The following is a 14,736-nucleotide window of genomic DNA, read 5'->3' as shown; positions in this document are numbered from 1 at the left end:
TGAAACCCGCCCCACAAGAATTGGGACTTTAACATTTAGTCTATAGCAATCTTTGCATGAGTCGTAAATTTTTTACCCCACCCCAACCCTCCCCTTACCAAGGGGAGGGAGTAAGAAATTCACAAATGATGCGAGGGTTGCTATATTTCATCTCCCGAGGCGATATCCTCCAATTTTTCCCAATCCAATACAATAATTTTACCGCCTCGACTGTAGGATACAAACGGCTTGAGTTTCTTAAATAACCGCACGCATTCTTCGTAGGTAATGCCAATACTGCGAGCAATTTGATAGTAGGGAAAACGTTTTTCTAAACATACACTATTATCCGCCCTCTTCGTACCTTGCTCGACGCCAAAGTAATGAATAAATCGGGCCAGCCGCACGATCGCTCTTTCCGACACCAACCCGTGCACAGTCTCGTGCAGTTGCTGCAACCGCTGATTAAACACCGCCAATATTCGCAAAGCAATCTCGGGATTTTCTCGAATTGCTGCTAGCAAAACTTCCCGTTCTGTGGTAAGAACTTCCACATCAGTTTCTGCCGTCACCGTTGCGGGGGCAATGCCGTTGCCTAGCAAAGCAGGTGCGGCAAAAATATCTCCCTGAAATAAAGTGCGGAGAATTGTTTCTTTGCCCGCCGCCGCTGTTTTTGCAACCCGCAGAGAACCGCTCAAAAGAGTGTATAATTTTTCGGGGATGCGATCGCCCTCATACATCACAACTTCTCCCTGTCGGTAAGTCCGAATTGCTGTATGTTCTTGCAATCGCTCTAATTCAGTTTGGTTTAAGCTGGTAAATATTCCAATTTTAGCCAGTTGCTCAACAGTTGATTTCATACCTTTAACTCTACCCGCTCGGAGTCTATTGACAGTATAATAACGGTGAATTCAGAATATATCGAGACAAGCAGAGCCATCTACGAAAATGCAGAACCAGAATATCGGCGATATTATTTTGATGAGATAGCTGGCGGATTTGTGCTAATTCACCAACAACATAATCTTAATAATTCGGAAATCTTTCTTGCTGAAGTTTTGGCTAAAATAGGGAAGAGAGTTAGAATGTTGAGTGAGCAAGCAGCAGAAGGTGTGAGAACACCAGATGCTGAGATTGACGGTGAGATTTGCGAATTTAAGGAGTTGACAGAACAGACTCAAAACATCAGAGACCGAGTGCAAGAAGGCATCAGTAGAGCAAAAAATCAAGGTGCATCAGCCGTTATTTTTCACATCAACCGAGAAAATTACGATGTCTGGAAAATCAACGCTGGCATCAAACAAGCTCTGTTTTGGGATACCGAAAAGCAAATTCAAAAATTAATTTTGGTGTTTAACAGCGAACAGATTCAAATCATCACAAGGGAAGAGTGGAAAAATGGAAGATCATTTCAGCGAATTTAAAGAGATTGTCGGGCGTGGATTGCAGAACAATATGCCGCGAGATGCTAAACTAATTACTCTAGGGCAAATTTTATATGCTGTTACCCGCGACGATCTAACTATCAAAGAAGGTTGGCTGCTTGAAGAGATGATGGGTGGTAGAAAACAGTGGGAAGAAGCACTTGAGTACAGCATTTTTGGCTATCCAGTAGATACAGCAACGCCACCTTTAGACAAACCTTTGGTTATCGCAGGCAAAACTTTTCATTCTCGCTTGATGACGGGTACGGGAAAATATCGCAGCATCGCAGAAATGCAGCAAAGTGTCAACGCTAGCAGGTGCGAAATTGTGACTGTAGCTGTGCGGCGAGTGCAAACAAATGCTCCCGGCCATGAAGGATTGGCAGAGGCTCTCGATTGGACTAAAATCTGGATGCTGCCAAATACTGCCGGTTGTCAAACTGCGGATGAGGCTATTAGAGTAGCTCGTTTAGGCAGGGAAATGGCGAAACTTTTAGGGCAAGAAGACAATAATTTTGTCAAGTTAGAAGTGATTCCCGATGCTAAATATTTGCTGCCAGATCCGATCGGCACTTTGGAAGCAGCAGAACAATTAGTCAAAGAAGGTTTTGCCGTTTTGCCCTACATCAATGCCGATCCCCTGCTAGCCAAACGCCTCGAAGAAGTCGGTTGTGTAACAGTCATGCCTTTAGGTTCGCCCATCGGTTCAGGGCAAGGGATCAACAATGCCGCCAACATTCAAATAATTATTGACACGGTAAATGTTCCTGTGGTTGTCGATGCGGGGATCGGAACGCCCAGCGAAGCGGCCCGAGCAATGGAAATGGGAGCCGATGCACTGTTGATTAATTCCGCGATCGCCAATGCCCAAAATTCCCCGGCAATGGCAAAAGCAATGGGAATGGCAGCAGAAGCGGGGCGGATGGCGTACTTAGCAGGCAGAATGCCGATCAAAGATTATGCGATCGCCTCTTCTCCCCAAACAGGCACTGTCACATCCAAATAAATTCCTGAATTTTCCTGGGCGCTTTTTTGGTAGAGTTGTAAACATCAAAAATATTAAGGATTGTGACTGATGCCTTACATCAAAGATGACGATGGACGCCTGAACAACTTTGCTAAAGAGCCGAAGGTGTATGAAGCCGTACCTCCCAACAAAAATCAGCAACGCAACTACATCATCATGGGTATTGCAGCAGCCATGTTAGTCGCCGGTTTGGTGTACGTGGCGGCCTCCGTCTGAAAACTGGCCTGAGACTCAAAGCTGCTTCAAATCGCAATTTTAAATAATCCTTCGAGAAACCATGTTTTCCTTTCCCAAGGAAACATGGTTTTTGTGTTTCAATACAAAGCAGGTAGTTGCGACAATCCTGAAGCGTGCCGAGCGAGCTGGAAAGCTAAATAATATCAATTCCGGTTACACCGGAATGATGTTGACGGTTGACGGTTGACGGTTGACGGTTGACGCCGTGAACAGTGAACAGTCAACGCCGTGAACAGTGAACTCGAATTTACTATTCCGATGCTAACGGATTTGATATAAGACAAGCATAAATTTGGTGTTTTCCTCTTGGCTGTGGGGTTCAGGGACTTGGGTTGCAAATACTAACACTGGTTCGCCACCCACATAAAATTGCCAATTGAAAATCTACAATCCTTTAGTCATCATCGGTGCGATTGACAATCAAGCATCCAGGATACAAGCCCCCGGATTCATCCGTCCAGAAATAAAAAACCTGTATCCGATAAAGGAGCCCCCGAATTTATCCGTGGGGTCAAGGCTTCAATCTCAAATCTAAAATCTCAAATCTAAAATCGATTGACTGCCTTCGGGGCTTAGTTGTGAGTTATGAGCGATCGAGATTTCAACTCTCAACTCTACAATCTAAAATCTACAATCCAAAATCTAAAACCTAAAACCTAAAATCTAAAATCTAAAATCGGCTGACCCTGATGTCTATTCCTTCCCAAAAAGTTTCTAGCTCAAACAAGCTGATCTATCAACGCTTGAAACAGGCGATCGACCTCAATTTACGCCGTCAAATTTTTATTGCCGCCTGCGACGACTTGTGCTTGCGGGACTGTCTGGCAGCCCGCTTGCACGCAGAATTAGCCGCAGAGAGCGCAGGCTCAGATCCTCGCTCCCCGATCTACTACCCCCGATTTGTCAGTTTGGAACTGGACTTGAGCGATCCAAATCCTTGGGGCTCGATCGCCGCGTGGCTGACCCAACACCCACCGCCCCAAAACAGGGGCAGCTACAGCCCTTTGCCGGGATTTCAAATTCTTGGGGCAGAACACCTGACCAGGCAGTCAGCAGCCGTGCAGTGGTCGTTCCTGAGCTATTTGAGAGACATCGAAGCAAACCTGCAAATGTGCGAGTCTACTCTGTTGCTGTGGGTGTCGCGGCCTTGGCTAAGTTCGATCGAGCAATCGGCCCCGGAATTTTGGCACTGGCGAACCGGAGTATTTGAGTTTGAAGGCGAACCAACTCCAGCTAAGGGAGACTTCGGGCACTTTGAGGACTTCGGGAACTCAGGAGACTTGCGAAACCTGCGGGACAGCGGAGACTTTGGCAACAAACTTTTAATATCTTCTTTGTCTGGACAATCCCCAATTCCCGATGAACAATTCCCAATTTCCTATCCCCCGTCCCCAGCATCTGATTCTCAATCCGTCCAATTGGCAGATGAGGAACAATCCTCAATTTCCCATCCCCCGTCCCCAGCGCCAGATTCTAAATCCGTCCAACTGGCAGATTTGGTGCTAGCAGCGGCTTCTGAGGATTTGGAAGCGGAAAATAATGCCGAATCAGAGGAAAATTTTCTGCCGCTGCAAACCCTGCAATACATCGAACTGCTGCAAGAACATCAGTGTTCTTGCGAAGCTTTGGCTTTGGCTTATCACAGTTTGGGGAATTACTACCGCGATCGCATTCTGGGCGGAGACATTTCAGAGCAAAACCTGACAATCGCCATTCGCGCGATCGAACAAGTGATTGCGTATCTCGACGTTGACACCAACTCCCAGCAAAATCAACCACTAACTGATGAATGCGCGCGGCTGATTGCCCAATTGACACAAAATTTAACTCAGTACGCCCAGGAGTCCAACAGCCTACCGCCAATTTCCGATCTGCTTAACGATCTCGGCACTCTCTATTGGATGCTATCGCGCGATCGCACGCAGCATAACGCATCAGATCCGGTATCCTGTCTTGAACGCAGCATCGCCCTCTACCTTGAAGGTTTGAACCGAACAGATGCCGAAACCGTACCCCAAACCCGCGTTAGATTAAACAAAAATTTGGGCATCGCTTCGGCAGATTTAGCCCGCTATCGAGACAAGACAGAGAACTTGCAGCACGCAGTTGCAGCTTACCAACAAGCGCTGCTGGATCTAGACCCCGCCGTGGAGCCTCAGCAGTACGCTGCTGCTCAGAATAATTTGGCGACAGCATACTGGAATTTAGCCCAAGATGGTGAGCCGATCGTATATCTCAAAAGCGCGATCGCAGCTTACACCCAAGCACTCTCCTGCTACAGTCCCGAACGAGAACCCCTCAACTATGCCGGAGTGCAAAACAACCTCGGTACCGCCTGCTGGAACCTCGCCCAGCACCAACCCTCAGAACCCCTGCTAGTCAGGGCGATTTCCGCCTACCGCGAAGCATTGAAATACCGCACCCGAGAATTAGTACCCGCAGCCGCAGCCGCCACCTACAACAATCTCGGTACCGCTTATTGGCATTTGGCGAACCACTTCCAGCAGAAACAGGCGCGGACGGAATCATTGCAGCAGGCGATTACCGCCTACGAAGCCGCCTTGGATATTGCCGGAAAGCTCGATCGAACCCAACTCACTTTTGACGCCTTGGCCGCCCGCAACAATCTCGGACTAGCCCACTATCAACTAGCCACAGATCCAGATTTCGCCGCCAACAAAGTAGCACAGACAAGCCATCTAGAAGCAGCACTACACCACCAGTTGCAAGTGTGCGCCGAATGGGGACAACATCTCAATGACAAAGGGTTAACATATGGGGATAAACTCAACCTGCAAGCCTCGGCAAACTCCCAAGCTGCTGATTCTCGGCAAACAGCATTGAGCTATATTGTCAAAACGATTAGAGCTTTCTATAGTGAATGTGGGCTGCCAGGCCAAAATTTAGCCTTATCCAAAGTTCCTGGAGATTTATTGCCTGAAATTTTGCGTAGGTTATAAATAGAGCTATAACTATTAAAAGCTCAATTTTTTCGAGATTTGTATCCAGTTTTCTATTATTATGGCTGAATATTCTTGCCTAATTCTTCAAGCAAACTTGTGGTCATGGCCCCTGTAAAAATCCTTGTGGTTGATGACGACCCGGCAATCCGAAATTTAATTCACCGTTTTTTGAGCCAGCAAGGTTATCAAGTTGAGTCTGGCGAGGACGGTCAGACTGGTCTGGAATTATTTGAGCAACTCAATCCTGACTTAGTAGTTCTCGATGTAAATTTACCTGATACAACTGGCTACAAACTGTGTCAAGAAATGCAAAGACGCACGGGCGTGTTTGTGTTGATGCTGACTGCCCGAACCGATGAAGCTGACAAAATGAAAGGGTTTGCCGAAGGTGCTGACGACTACATTACTAAACCTTTTAGCCTTGTAGAGATTGGAGCTCGCGTTGCAGCAATTTTGAAGCGCAAACGCATTGTTACTCCCGCCGAACAACAAACTCTTACTTTTGGAGAGCTACTAATAGATCCGGTTCGCCGCGAGGTAATTCTCGGCAGTCAGATAGTTGCTTTGACTGCTTTAGAATTCGACCTGCTGTACTGTTTGGCCAGCAAACCCGGTCGCGTGTGGAGGCGATCGGAATTGCTGCATGAAGTGTGGGACTACGAGTATGTAGGAGCCGATCGCGTGGTGGATGTCCATATAGGTCAAATTCGCCGCAAAATTGAACCAGATGCCAATCAAATTTCGATGATTCAAACCGTCAGGGGGGTGGGTTACAAGTTTGAACCCACAACCTAGTAACATTCGGCATTGGGCAGCGGATATGAAGGCAGAAGGCTGTAGGCGCGGGTTCACCAATATCTCGGATTAGCATACTCGATATTTGTAAACCCGCCCTCCCCACACAAGAATTCAGATCGATCGAGTATCTGATTGTTTGTTCTGCAAATACTCGCCCACTTCTCGTGCACGATCAAAACCCCTTCGCACGCAATCTCCCAAAGCCACGCCGCCAACGTAGTTGCTGCACAAATACACCCCCGGCAAAGATTTTAAGCCCTCATCGATTTGTTGCAGGCGATCGAAATGCCCCAAATTGTACTGAGGAATCGCCCGCTTCCACACATTCACCGCTAAAACTTTTGGCTGTGGCACATCTGGTTTCAGCAAAATCCGAGACAAATCTCGGTGTACCTCCCGAACGATTTGTTCTGAGTCAAGATTGCCAATTTCCGAGTCTGTTGCCCCGCCGATGAAACTGGTGAGAGTGTGCCAGCCCCCAGGGGTGCGATCGGCAAATAAACTTGATGTCCAAATCGTCCCCAGAGTGCGAATTCCCTGCCCCCTCGGAATTAAATTTCCAAAACCTACTAATTTACCCTTGACATCCGAGTGCGGATATGCTAACACAACGCAGGCAACCGTAGGATAAGTAAAAGCTTGTAAAACACTGCTAATTTCCGGTTGCAGAGGCTGCAACAAATCGGCTGTAACATAAGCGGGCGTTGTCAAAACCACGGTGCGTGCCTCAACTTGTTGCTGTCCGTCGGGCGTGGAAAATTCAGCAATATAAGTTTCGCGTTCTGTACGCTGGAGGCGAGTTAGATGCCAGTTGAGTTTCACTCGATCGCCCAATTGAGCAGCGATCGCCTCTGGCAAAGCCTTCAACCCCTGTTTAAACGAACCCAACTCCCCCGGCTTAGTCTTAGGCACATTCGGGTCTGCAACAGTCTTTAGCCCCCCATTGGTAAGGGGGGGTTGGGGGGGTCTGTTCCTAGCAGAAAGCAGCGCCCCCGCCACCAGTCCGCCACCCACATCGGCCATCTTCGTTACCCGCCCAAAAGCAGCCGCCGCGCTAAGTTGTTGCGGATCGCCCGCATAAACCCCAGAAACAAAAGGTTCCACAAACCGCTGCATCACTTCCGTACCGAGATGACGGCGGAAAAATTGAGAAACAGTTTCCTCGTCACCCTGCTGCGAAAGTCGATCGCCCATTGCCGGCGCGACAAACCCCAAAGCCCCGAACAGCGCCCGCAGTTTCCCCGGAAAACTCAGCAACTGAGACTGAATCATCGCCGGTGGAGTCATCGGCACCGGTTGCAGCTTATTTTGCCAATAAACAAAACGAGGCAATTTGCGATCGGCAAAAATCAACTCCTGCTTCAATCCCACATCCACAGCCAACTTCATCAATTCTGGCGTCGGCGAAAAACTGTTCGGGCCCTCCTCCCAGAGAAACCCCCCCGCTGTCACAGTTGTGATGTTCCCGCCCACACGTCCCTGACTCTCAGCGACTAAAATCTTCAGCGGCGATGCACTCGTTGCTTCCTTGTGAAGTGCGTGCGCCAAACTCAAACCGCTAATACCCGCACCCACAATCAAGGTATCTAATAGTTCCATATTACATAGAAAAATATCGCAATCTTTATGTTACATGGCTTTGCACGGCTTGCGTTCTTTGCTGGGCGTACTGCCAAACCGCTTTCAGATTACCAAATTGGGAATTGGGAATCGGGAATTGGTAAGCTTTCCGGCACTTATTAAGCATTTTTCTCGAATGTTGTCGATTAACCTCTGCCCACCTCCCCGTCTCCCCGTCTCTCGATTTCGCTTTTGTCTCCGCTGGGTCTTGTTTAAAAAAAGAGCATCTGCTGTAATTAAGCTCTATTCCCCAAAATACTATTTCTTTAAAATTTTTGTATTATAGGAACAGCGCCAAAAATTGCACCGGGAAACGCAGCAGTAAAGTGTACAAAAAAATTGGAGTGGGTTAAACTAACTTTAGGAAAATTTTAGAGCTTAACTTGCAAGTCCGCACACCCCTCTGAATAGATTGGGTTTCATGCCCTAATCAAAAGACATAGTTGACCAGCTATCGTCTTAACTGATTACGTTATCAAAATTATGGGTGTAAGCTCAAGCTGCTATGCGATCGCGCGTGAAATATTTAAAACGGTAATTGTGCCGTTGAAAGTAGATCATAAAAGTACCAAGTGTCGAAGTAGCCCCCTGTAGCAATAATCAATATTCAAGGCGGTGAAAACTGCCTGATGAGTGCTACCTCGATCGGTCTACTCACATCTTGCACCATTCTCAAGAACAGGCAAGATGCCTGTTCCACAAAGAGTTAATTTTTTTTGGGGAGTAGGGTTGGGCATCCTGCCCGCCCATAAAAGCTTATTGAAAATGGTGCAACATAGGAGTCTAAAGACATGAGGTTTCCATAATACAAAGCTTGTCTCATGAAAAAATACCCATGCAGGAAGTTATCAACTCGTTTCAGTCTTTTTTATCTAACTCTGTTGATGCTTTCCTAGAGTGCGATCGACAGCAAAAGTACATATCGATCAATCCAGTAGCTGCTGCTTGGATGGGATTGAATCCGGATGAAATAGTCAACAAAACTAATCAGGAATTGTTAAAATTATATCCCAATAATGCTGCTGTAAAAAATATAATCTCGCAGATTGATTCTTGCCTGCAACAAGTATTTATAACCGGGGAAAAACGGCTGGCAATTCATGAGGTGACGACGGCAGACGGCGGGATTAAAATTTACGAAACTGCTTATACGCCAGCGGTGGATGCCTCTAGCAAGCAGATGCGGGTTTTGGGCGTCGGTAGAGATATCACCCGGCATTACCGCTGGCAGCAGCAGAAAACTCAACAGTTACGCCGATCGAACCATTTACTGTGGTTGAATGCAGCTAACAGTCCGCTGGCAATGGTAGGCTGGGATGAAGATTTTCGGATCGTTCAGTGGTCGAAACGCGCCGAGGAAATCTTTGGCTGGACATCCGATGATATGATGGGCAAGCAGTTCGGCGATTTGGCTTTGGTTTGCGAGGAAGATAGAGAGGCTGTAAGCGCGATCGAGCTTGAACTAGCCACTGGCAACGGCAATACTTCAATTAACCGCAACTATACTAAAAGCGGACAGGTAATTTGGTGTCGCTGGTTCAACTCGATTATTCGCAGCGGCGACACTTTTACCGTGCTTTCTTTGGTGGAAGATATCACCGATCGCAAACGGTTGGAAGCAGAAAAAGCCCAAGCTTCTCGCCTCACAGCAATGGTAGCCGATGTGGGTATTGCCCTCACCAGACACCCTCAAGATATCCTGCTTCCCTGCTGCGAGGCAATGGTGCGAAATCTCGATGTCGCTTCGGCTGAAATTTGGACTTTCAACTCTCAACATAATGTTTGCCAATTGCAAGCAGCATCGGAAATATACAGTCGCACAGACGATCGGGCTCGCTTTATTGAAAGTAAGGTTAACTCGATCGCCCAACAGCAAAAACCAGAATTTGACTGCGGATTTGAACTGAATAATTTTGGACTCCCAGAGGAAGAATCCCCGAAAGCAACACCGCCACACAGTTCCGAAGTAGCAATTATCAATACCAGTCAAAAGCCGACAAATTGCCCAATACCTAAGCAAATTTTTACCTTCGCTGGCTACCCTTTAATAGTCGAAGAACGGCTGGTGGGAGTCATGGTAATTATCAGTTGCCAGCCGCTGACAGCTCCTTTTCAGGAAACTTTAGCATCGGTTGCCGATGTCATCGCTTTAGGCATCGAACGCAAGCGTGCAGAAGCTGAATTAAAATCAGCTAGAGGGTTCCTCAATTCTGTAGTAGAAAATCTGCCGGTGGGAGTTTTTGCTAAAGATGCTTCTTCGCTAAAATTTGTGCTGTGGAATAAAGCGGGAGAAACGATCGCAGGTGTTACCTCTCAAGAGGCGATCGGCAAAAATGACTACGATATTTACCCGAAAGAACAAGCTGATGTTTTTACTGCTCAAGACAGGGAAATATTGACAGGTGATCATAACCAATCTACTGTTAAAGACATAGCCGAAGAGCCGATCCAAACTCGCCACAAAGGTATGAGAATACTGCACACCCGCAAAGTGCCAATTCTCGACGCTGCAGGCCGTCCTCAGTACGTTTTGGGGATTACTGAAGATATTACCGAACGCAGGCAGGTAGACGAAAGCGTGCGCCTCTACGACCAAATTGTCGAGAATATGCAGATTGGTTTGTACGTCTACCATTTAGAAAATATAGACGATGATAGCACTCTCAGGGCGATCGCCTCGAATCCCGCTGCTACCCTATTTACCGGATTAGAAATGGCTGATGTTTTGGGAATGACAATCGACGAGATTTTTCCCCACCTGCGATCGAAAAACATTCCCCAAGCATTTGCTTCGGTAATTCGCACCCAGAAAGCCGTAGAACTTGAAGATATTGACGGCGATGAAGGCGGCCGCATAACTCGCGCTTTTTCTATTAAAGCTTTTCCATTACCCAACAACTGCGTCGGTGTTGCTTTTGAAAACATTACTGCTCGCAAGCGCCTAGAACTAGAACTACAGGCGTCTTTGGAAAAAACCGAACGTTCCGAACAACTCCTACGCACAGTAATAGACAAAACCAGCGACTGGATTTTTGCCAAAGACAAAAATTTTTGCTGTATTTTGGCAAACAAGAGTTTCGCTGAAGCGATCGGCAAAACAGTCGAAGAGATAATTGGCAAATCTGATTTAGAGTTAGGATTTTCCGAAGATTTAGTGTTTGGTAATTCCGCCCAGAATATCCGAGGCTTCCGCACAGACGACTCTGCTGTACTAGCAGGCGAAATCATCCACAATCCCTGCGATCCGGCAACTATTGCTGACGGTTCAGTACATATTTTTGATACCCAAAAACTTCCCCTACGCGACGCTGAAGGTAATGTATTTGCAGTGCTAGCTTTCGCTCACGATATTACCGAACGACATGAATCGGAAGCAGCTTTGCGTAGAAGTGAATCAAGATTTAGGTCTTTGGTTGCTAATATTCCCGGAGTTGTTTATCGCTGGAAGTGCGATTTTTCGACTAATTTTATTAGCGATGCCGTTTACTTATTAACCGGCTACCCGGCGGCAGATTTTATTTGGCTTTTGGACAGGAGAGGCCGGACTTTTGCTAGCATTATTTATCCGGAAGATTTGGCAAAAGTAGAAGCAACTATTCGGCAAAGCATAGAAAACAAAGAGTCTTATAACTTGGAATACCGCTTGCTAGCAGCAGACGGCACGGTTAAATGGGTGTGGGATAAAGGTTCTCCTGTGTTCGACGCAGAGGGAAACGTTTGCTATTTGGACGGGGTGATTTTTGATATTAGCGATCGCTACTACGCCGAGGAAGCATTGCGCCAAAAAACTTTAGAGTTAGAAGCAGTTTTTCGCGCTTTGCCTGATTTGTATTTTCGACTAGATGCTGACGGTATCATTGTGGATTATTTGTCAGGAACTTCCTCGAATTTATACGTACCTCCTGAACATTTTATGGGTCAACGAATGACAGAAATATTGCCACACAATGTCGCCTGCCAATTTGCCCAAGCAATCTTTGAAATTTCCGAAACAAGAAACTCAATCGACATAGAATATTCGCTTTCGATGTCGGAAGGAGAAACAACTTATGAAGCCCGACTGTTGCCGTTTAATTCAGATCAGATTATTATTCTAGCGCGCAATATTACCAAGCGCAAACAAGCCGAAGCTCAATTAAAACATAAAAATCGCCAGCTAGAGCAAACATTGAAACAACTAGGCAGGACTCAAGCTCAACTAATTCAAGCGGAAAAAATGTCGGGTTTGGGACAGCTAGTGGCGGGAATTGCTCACGAAATCAATAATCCTGTCAGTTTTATTTACGGTAATATCACTTACGCTAGTGAGTATGCCAAAAACTTGCTGGAACTGTGCAGTTTGTACCAAGCACACTACCCGGAACCTGTTGCGGTTATCCAAGATTTGGCAGAAGAAATAGAACTAGAATTCATGAAAGAGGATTTCCCGCACCTGCTGAATTCAATTCAAACCGGAGCGGATCGAATTCGCCAAATTGTTCTGTCTTTGCGTAACTTTTCCCGCCTGGAAGAATCCGATCTTAAGCGTGTGGATATCCACGAAGGAATAGACAGTGCTCTGTTGATTTTGCAACACAAGATTAAAGAAAATGGCAGAAATCGTCCTATTCAAATAGTTAAAGAATATGGGAAATTGCCGCAGATACAGTGCTACGTGGGACAGTTAAATCAAGTGTTTATGAATATTTTAAATAATGCTGTTGATGCTTTAGCGAATGTCAGGAATAGGAAGTTGGAATTAGCGAGTTATTCGGAAGAGGAACGGCAAGATTTTGCTGGTTTACCTTTAAGTTGCGCCGCATTGCCGTGGATTCGGATTCGCACGGATGTGTTGGAGAATAATCGGGTGGCGATCGTAATTTCAGATAACGGTTCGGGCATGGTAGAGTCTGTTAAATGTCGGGTATTTGACCCGTTTTTTACTACTAAACCAGTAGGCAAAGGTACAGGTTTGGGACTGTCTATCTCCTATCAGATTGTGGTGGAAAGACACGGAGGGACGCTACAGTGCATTTCCGCGCCGGGAGAGGGAACTGAATTTGCGATCGAGATTCCACTTCGGCAGAGGTAATGAGTCATTAGTAATTGGTAGTTGCACGAGAAAAATGATAATCTAATTAAAGGTTCTAAAAGTCAGGAATATTAGCATGGTATACAAAAGCATACATACTTCTAGTGCCGTTGCAAAACCAATTAAAGATGATGAGGATGATGATGATTCCTATGTTGACTATTTTTATGACGATCAGGGGGCTCCGCCGGGAACTCTCGACTTAGAACCCGATGCGCCGCCTCCCGAGATTGTATTAATTGACTATTGCGAAACAGCAGCTACTCGCGCCCACTTGGCAAATCCTCAAAAAGCTGCTGCGTATTTAGATACAGCATCTGTTTCTTGGGTTGATGTGTTGGGATTAGGAAACAAAGAAACTTGGCGGCAAATGGCCGAAGTATTTAATTTGCACGTAATGGCTCAGGAAGATGTAGTTAATGTTCCCCAGCGACCGAAAGTTGTAGACTATGAAGAACACATTTTAATCATTGCTTGGATGGTGATGCTGCATCCAGAATCAGATACGTTTCATAAAGAACAAGTAAGTTTTATTTTGGGCAAGCATTACCTGCTAACTGTTCAGGAAGAACCGGACTATGATTGTTTTGAACCAGTGCGCGATCGCATTCGTAAAGGACAAGGAATTATTCGCAAACACGGAGCAGATTATCTGGCTTATACTTTGTTAGATTCGATTATAGATGGATTTTTCCCAGTATTAGAAGTTTACGGAGAGCGCATTGAAGAATTAGAGGATGAAGTGGTGGTTAACCCCACCCGCAAAACCCTGGAAAAAATCTATAAAATCCGGCGAGAATTGCTGACTCTGCGCCGTGCCATTTGGCCGCAGCGGGATGCAATTAATGTTTTGATTCGAGATAGCAGTGATTTGATTAGTCCAGAGGTGCGAATTTACCTACGCGACTGTTACGATCACACGGTGCAGGTGATGGATATGGTGGAAACCTATCGAGAGTTGTCTTCGGGTTTAATGGATGTTTATCTGTCATCTGTTGGAAATAAAATGAATGAAATCATGAAATTGCTGACGGTAATTTCGAGTATATTTATTCCTCTAACCTTTGTGGCGGGAGTATACGGGATGAATTTCAATACAGAGAAATCGCCATTGAATATGCCGGAACTGAATTGGTATTTTGGCTATCCGCTGTGTTGGGCTGTTATGGTAGGAATCGCCTCTGGTTTAGTTTACTTCTTCTGGCGGCGGGGCTGGTTTGATAATTTTTCTACTATCAAAGATGACTCATTAAAGTAACCGAATTGAATATTTGAGATTGGGGATTAAAGATTGAATAATTCAAAATCCTGTTAGGTAAAAAGCTTTCCTGCCCCTAGTTGAATCCGTGCCATAAATCCTTGGATGATAATTGCCAACTTTTGTGCCCCCTGATTCATCCGTGAGTGATTTTAAGGGAGTTGCAGGGAAATTTAATTGTTGGGCGGGCTTTCGGGCCCACCGTACAAGAGTTTGAATAAACTGAGATGTTGCAACATTCTCGCTTAACAGGCAAGATGCCTGTTCCACAAAAAATAAACTTGATTGTGGAACAGGCATCTTGTCCTGTTCATAAAAAGCTTATTGACAATAGTGCCAGATGTGAGAATAAACACAAA

10 protein-coding genes are annotated in these 14,736 nt (G+C 46.0%); 7 read left to right on the top strand and 3 right to left on the bottom strand.

The annotated features are described in order from the left end of the window. Nucleotides 1-140: 140 nt before the first annotated feature. Nucleotides 141-839: a Crp/Fnr family transcriptional regulator gene (locus tag QUA43_RS13755; RefSeq protein WP_333374582.1), complete on the bottom strand. Its 699-nt coding sequence runs from the start codon at nucleotides 837-839 to the stop codon at nucleotides 141-143. Between the two features lie 45 nt (nucleotides 840-884). Between QUA43_RS13755 and QUA43_RS13750 the strand changes: the two genes are divergently transcribed. The 5 genes from QUA43_RS13750 to QUA43_RS13730 all read left to right on the top strand — a co-directional run bounded on the left by QUA43_RS13750 (nucleotide 885) and on the right by QUA43_RS13730 (nucleotide 6,425). Further along, nucleotides 885-1,403, top strand: coding sequence for a CdiA C-terminal domain-containing protein (locus QUA43_RS13750; RefSeq protein ID WP_333374580.1), 519 nt, complete (start codon nucleotides 885-887; stop codon nucleotides 1,401-1,403). Beyond that, nucleotides 1,378-2,409 carry a thiazole synthase gene (locus QUA43_RS13745; protein ID WP_333374578.1) on the top strand — a complete coding sequence of 344 codons (1,032 nt, stop codon included), beginning with the start codon at nucleotides 1,378-1,380 and terminating at the stop codon, nucleotides 2,407-2,409. Before QUA43_RS13750 ends, QUA43_RS13745 begins: the two co-directional genes overlap by 26 nt. Before the next feature lie 69 nt (nucleotides 2,410-2,478). Next, a complete protein-coding gene (psb34, locus tag QUA43_RS13740) occupies nucleotides 2,479-2,646 on the top strand; it encodes a photosystem II assembly protein Psb34 (protein ID WP_106333461.1) in 168 nt (55 codons plus the stop codon). A gap of 710 nt (nucleotides 2,647-3,356) precedes the next feature. Continuing rightward, complete coding sequence (locus tag QUA43_RS13735) at nucleotides 3,357-5,627, top strand: tetratricopeptide repeat protein (RefSeq protein ID WP_333374576.1); 2,271 nt, start codon at nucleotides 3,357-3,359, stop codon at nucleotides 5,625-5,627. 105 nt (nucleotides 5,628-5,732) lie between these two features. Then, nucleotides 5,733-6,425 (top strand): response regulator transcription factor, encoded by a 693-nt coding sequence (locus QUA43_RS13730; protein WP_333374574.1) that lies wholly within the window; start codon nucleotides 5,733-5,735, stop codon nucleotides 6,423-6,425. Nucleotides 6,426-6,539: 114 nt separating this feature from the next. Here the strand turns inward: QUA43_RS13730 and hemG are convergent, their stop codons facing one another. Both hemG and QUA43_RS13720 read right to left on the bottom strand, forming a co-directional pair. Next, nucleotides 6,540-8,027, bottom strand: coding sequence for a protoporphyrinogen oxidase (gene hemG, locus QUA43_RS13725; RefSeq protein WP_333374573.1), 1,488 nt, complete (start codon nucleotides 8,025-8,027; stop codon nucleotides 6,540-6,542). 25 nt (nucleotides 8,028-8,052) lie between these two features. Then, nucleotides 8,053-8,175 carry a hypothetical protein gene (locus tag QUA43_RS13720; RefSeq protein ID WP_333374571.1) on the bottom strand — a complete coding sequence of 41 codons (123 nt, stop codon included), beginning with the start codon at nucleotides 8,173-8,175 and terminating at the stop codon, nucleotides 8,053-8,055. A gap of 708 nt (nucleotides 8,176-8,883) precedes the next feature. On the opposite strand from QUA43_RS13720, the gene QUA43_RS13715 reads away from it, so the two are divergent. Continuing rightward, a complete protein-coding gene (locus QUA43_RS13715; RefSeq protein WP_333374569.1) occupies nucleotides 8,884-13,119 on the top strand; it encodes a PAS domain-containing protein in 4,236 nt (1,411 codons plus the stop codon). A 76-nt stretch (nucleotides 13,120-13,195) separates the two neighbouring features. Continuing rightward, complete coding sequence (gene corA / locus QUA43_RS13710) at nucleotides 13,196-14,377, top strand: magnesium/cobalt transporter CorA (RefSeq protein WP_333374567.1); 1,182 nt, start codon at nucleotides 13,196-13,198, stop codon at nucleotides 14,375-14,377. The last annotated feature ends 359 nt before the right edge of the window (nucleotides 14,378-14,736 follow it).

This window comes from Microcoleus sp. N9_B4, from assembly GCF_036701635.1.
Lineage (GTDB): Bacteria > Cyanobacteriota > Cyanobacteriia > Cyanobacteriales > Microcoleaceae > Microcoleus.
Note: the sequence above shows the minus strand (reverse complement) of the source record. Positions and strands in the feature narration are given on the sequence as shown.

Bases quoted from the DNA above. Each gene is read 5' to 3' on its own strand.
- corA (WP_333374567.1), top strand. From the start codon at position 13,196: ATGGTATACAAAAGCATACATACTTCTAGTGCCGTTGCAAAACCAATT.
- QUA43_RS13720 (WP_333374571.1), bottom strand. From the start codon at position 8,175: ATGCTTAATAAGTGCCGGAAAGCTTACCAATTCCCGATTCCCAATTCC.
- hemG (WP_333374573.1), bottom strand. From the start codon at position 8,027: ATGGAACTATTAGATACCTTGATTGTGGGTGCGGGTATTAGCGGTTTG.
- QUA43_RS13715 (WP_333374569.1), top strand. From the start codon at position 8,884: ATGCAGGAAGTTATCAACTCGTTTCAGTCTTTTTTATCTAACTCTGTT.
- QUA43_RS13755 (WP_333374582.1), bottom strand. From the start codon at position 839: ATGAAATCAACTGTTGAGCAACTGGCTAAAATTGGAATATTTACCAGC.
- QUA43_RS13745 (WP_333374578.1), top strand. From the start codon at position 1,378: ATGGAAGATCATTTCAGCGAATTTAAAGAGATTGTCGGGCGTGGATTG.
- QUA43_RS13730 (WP_333374574.1), top strand. From the start codon at position 5,733: ATGGCCCCTGTAAAAATCCTTGTGGTTGATGACGACCCGGCAATCCGA.
- psb34 (WP_106333461.1), top strand. From the start codon at position 2,479: ATGCCTTACATCAAAGATGACGATGGACGCCTGAACAACTTTGCTAAA.
- QUA43_RS13735 (WP_333374576.1), top strand. From the start codon at position 3,357: ATGTCTATTCCTTCCCAAAAAGTTTCTAGCTCAAACAAGCTGATCTAT.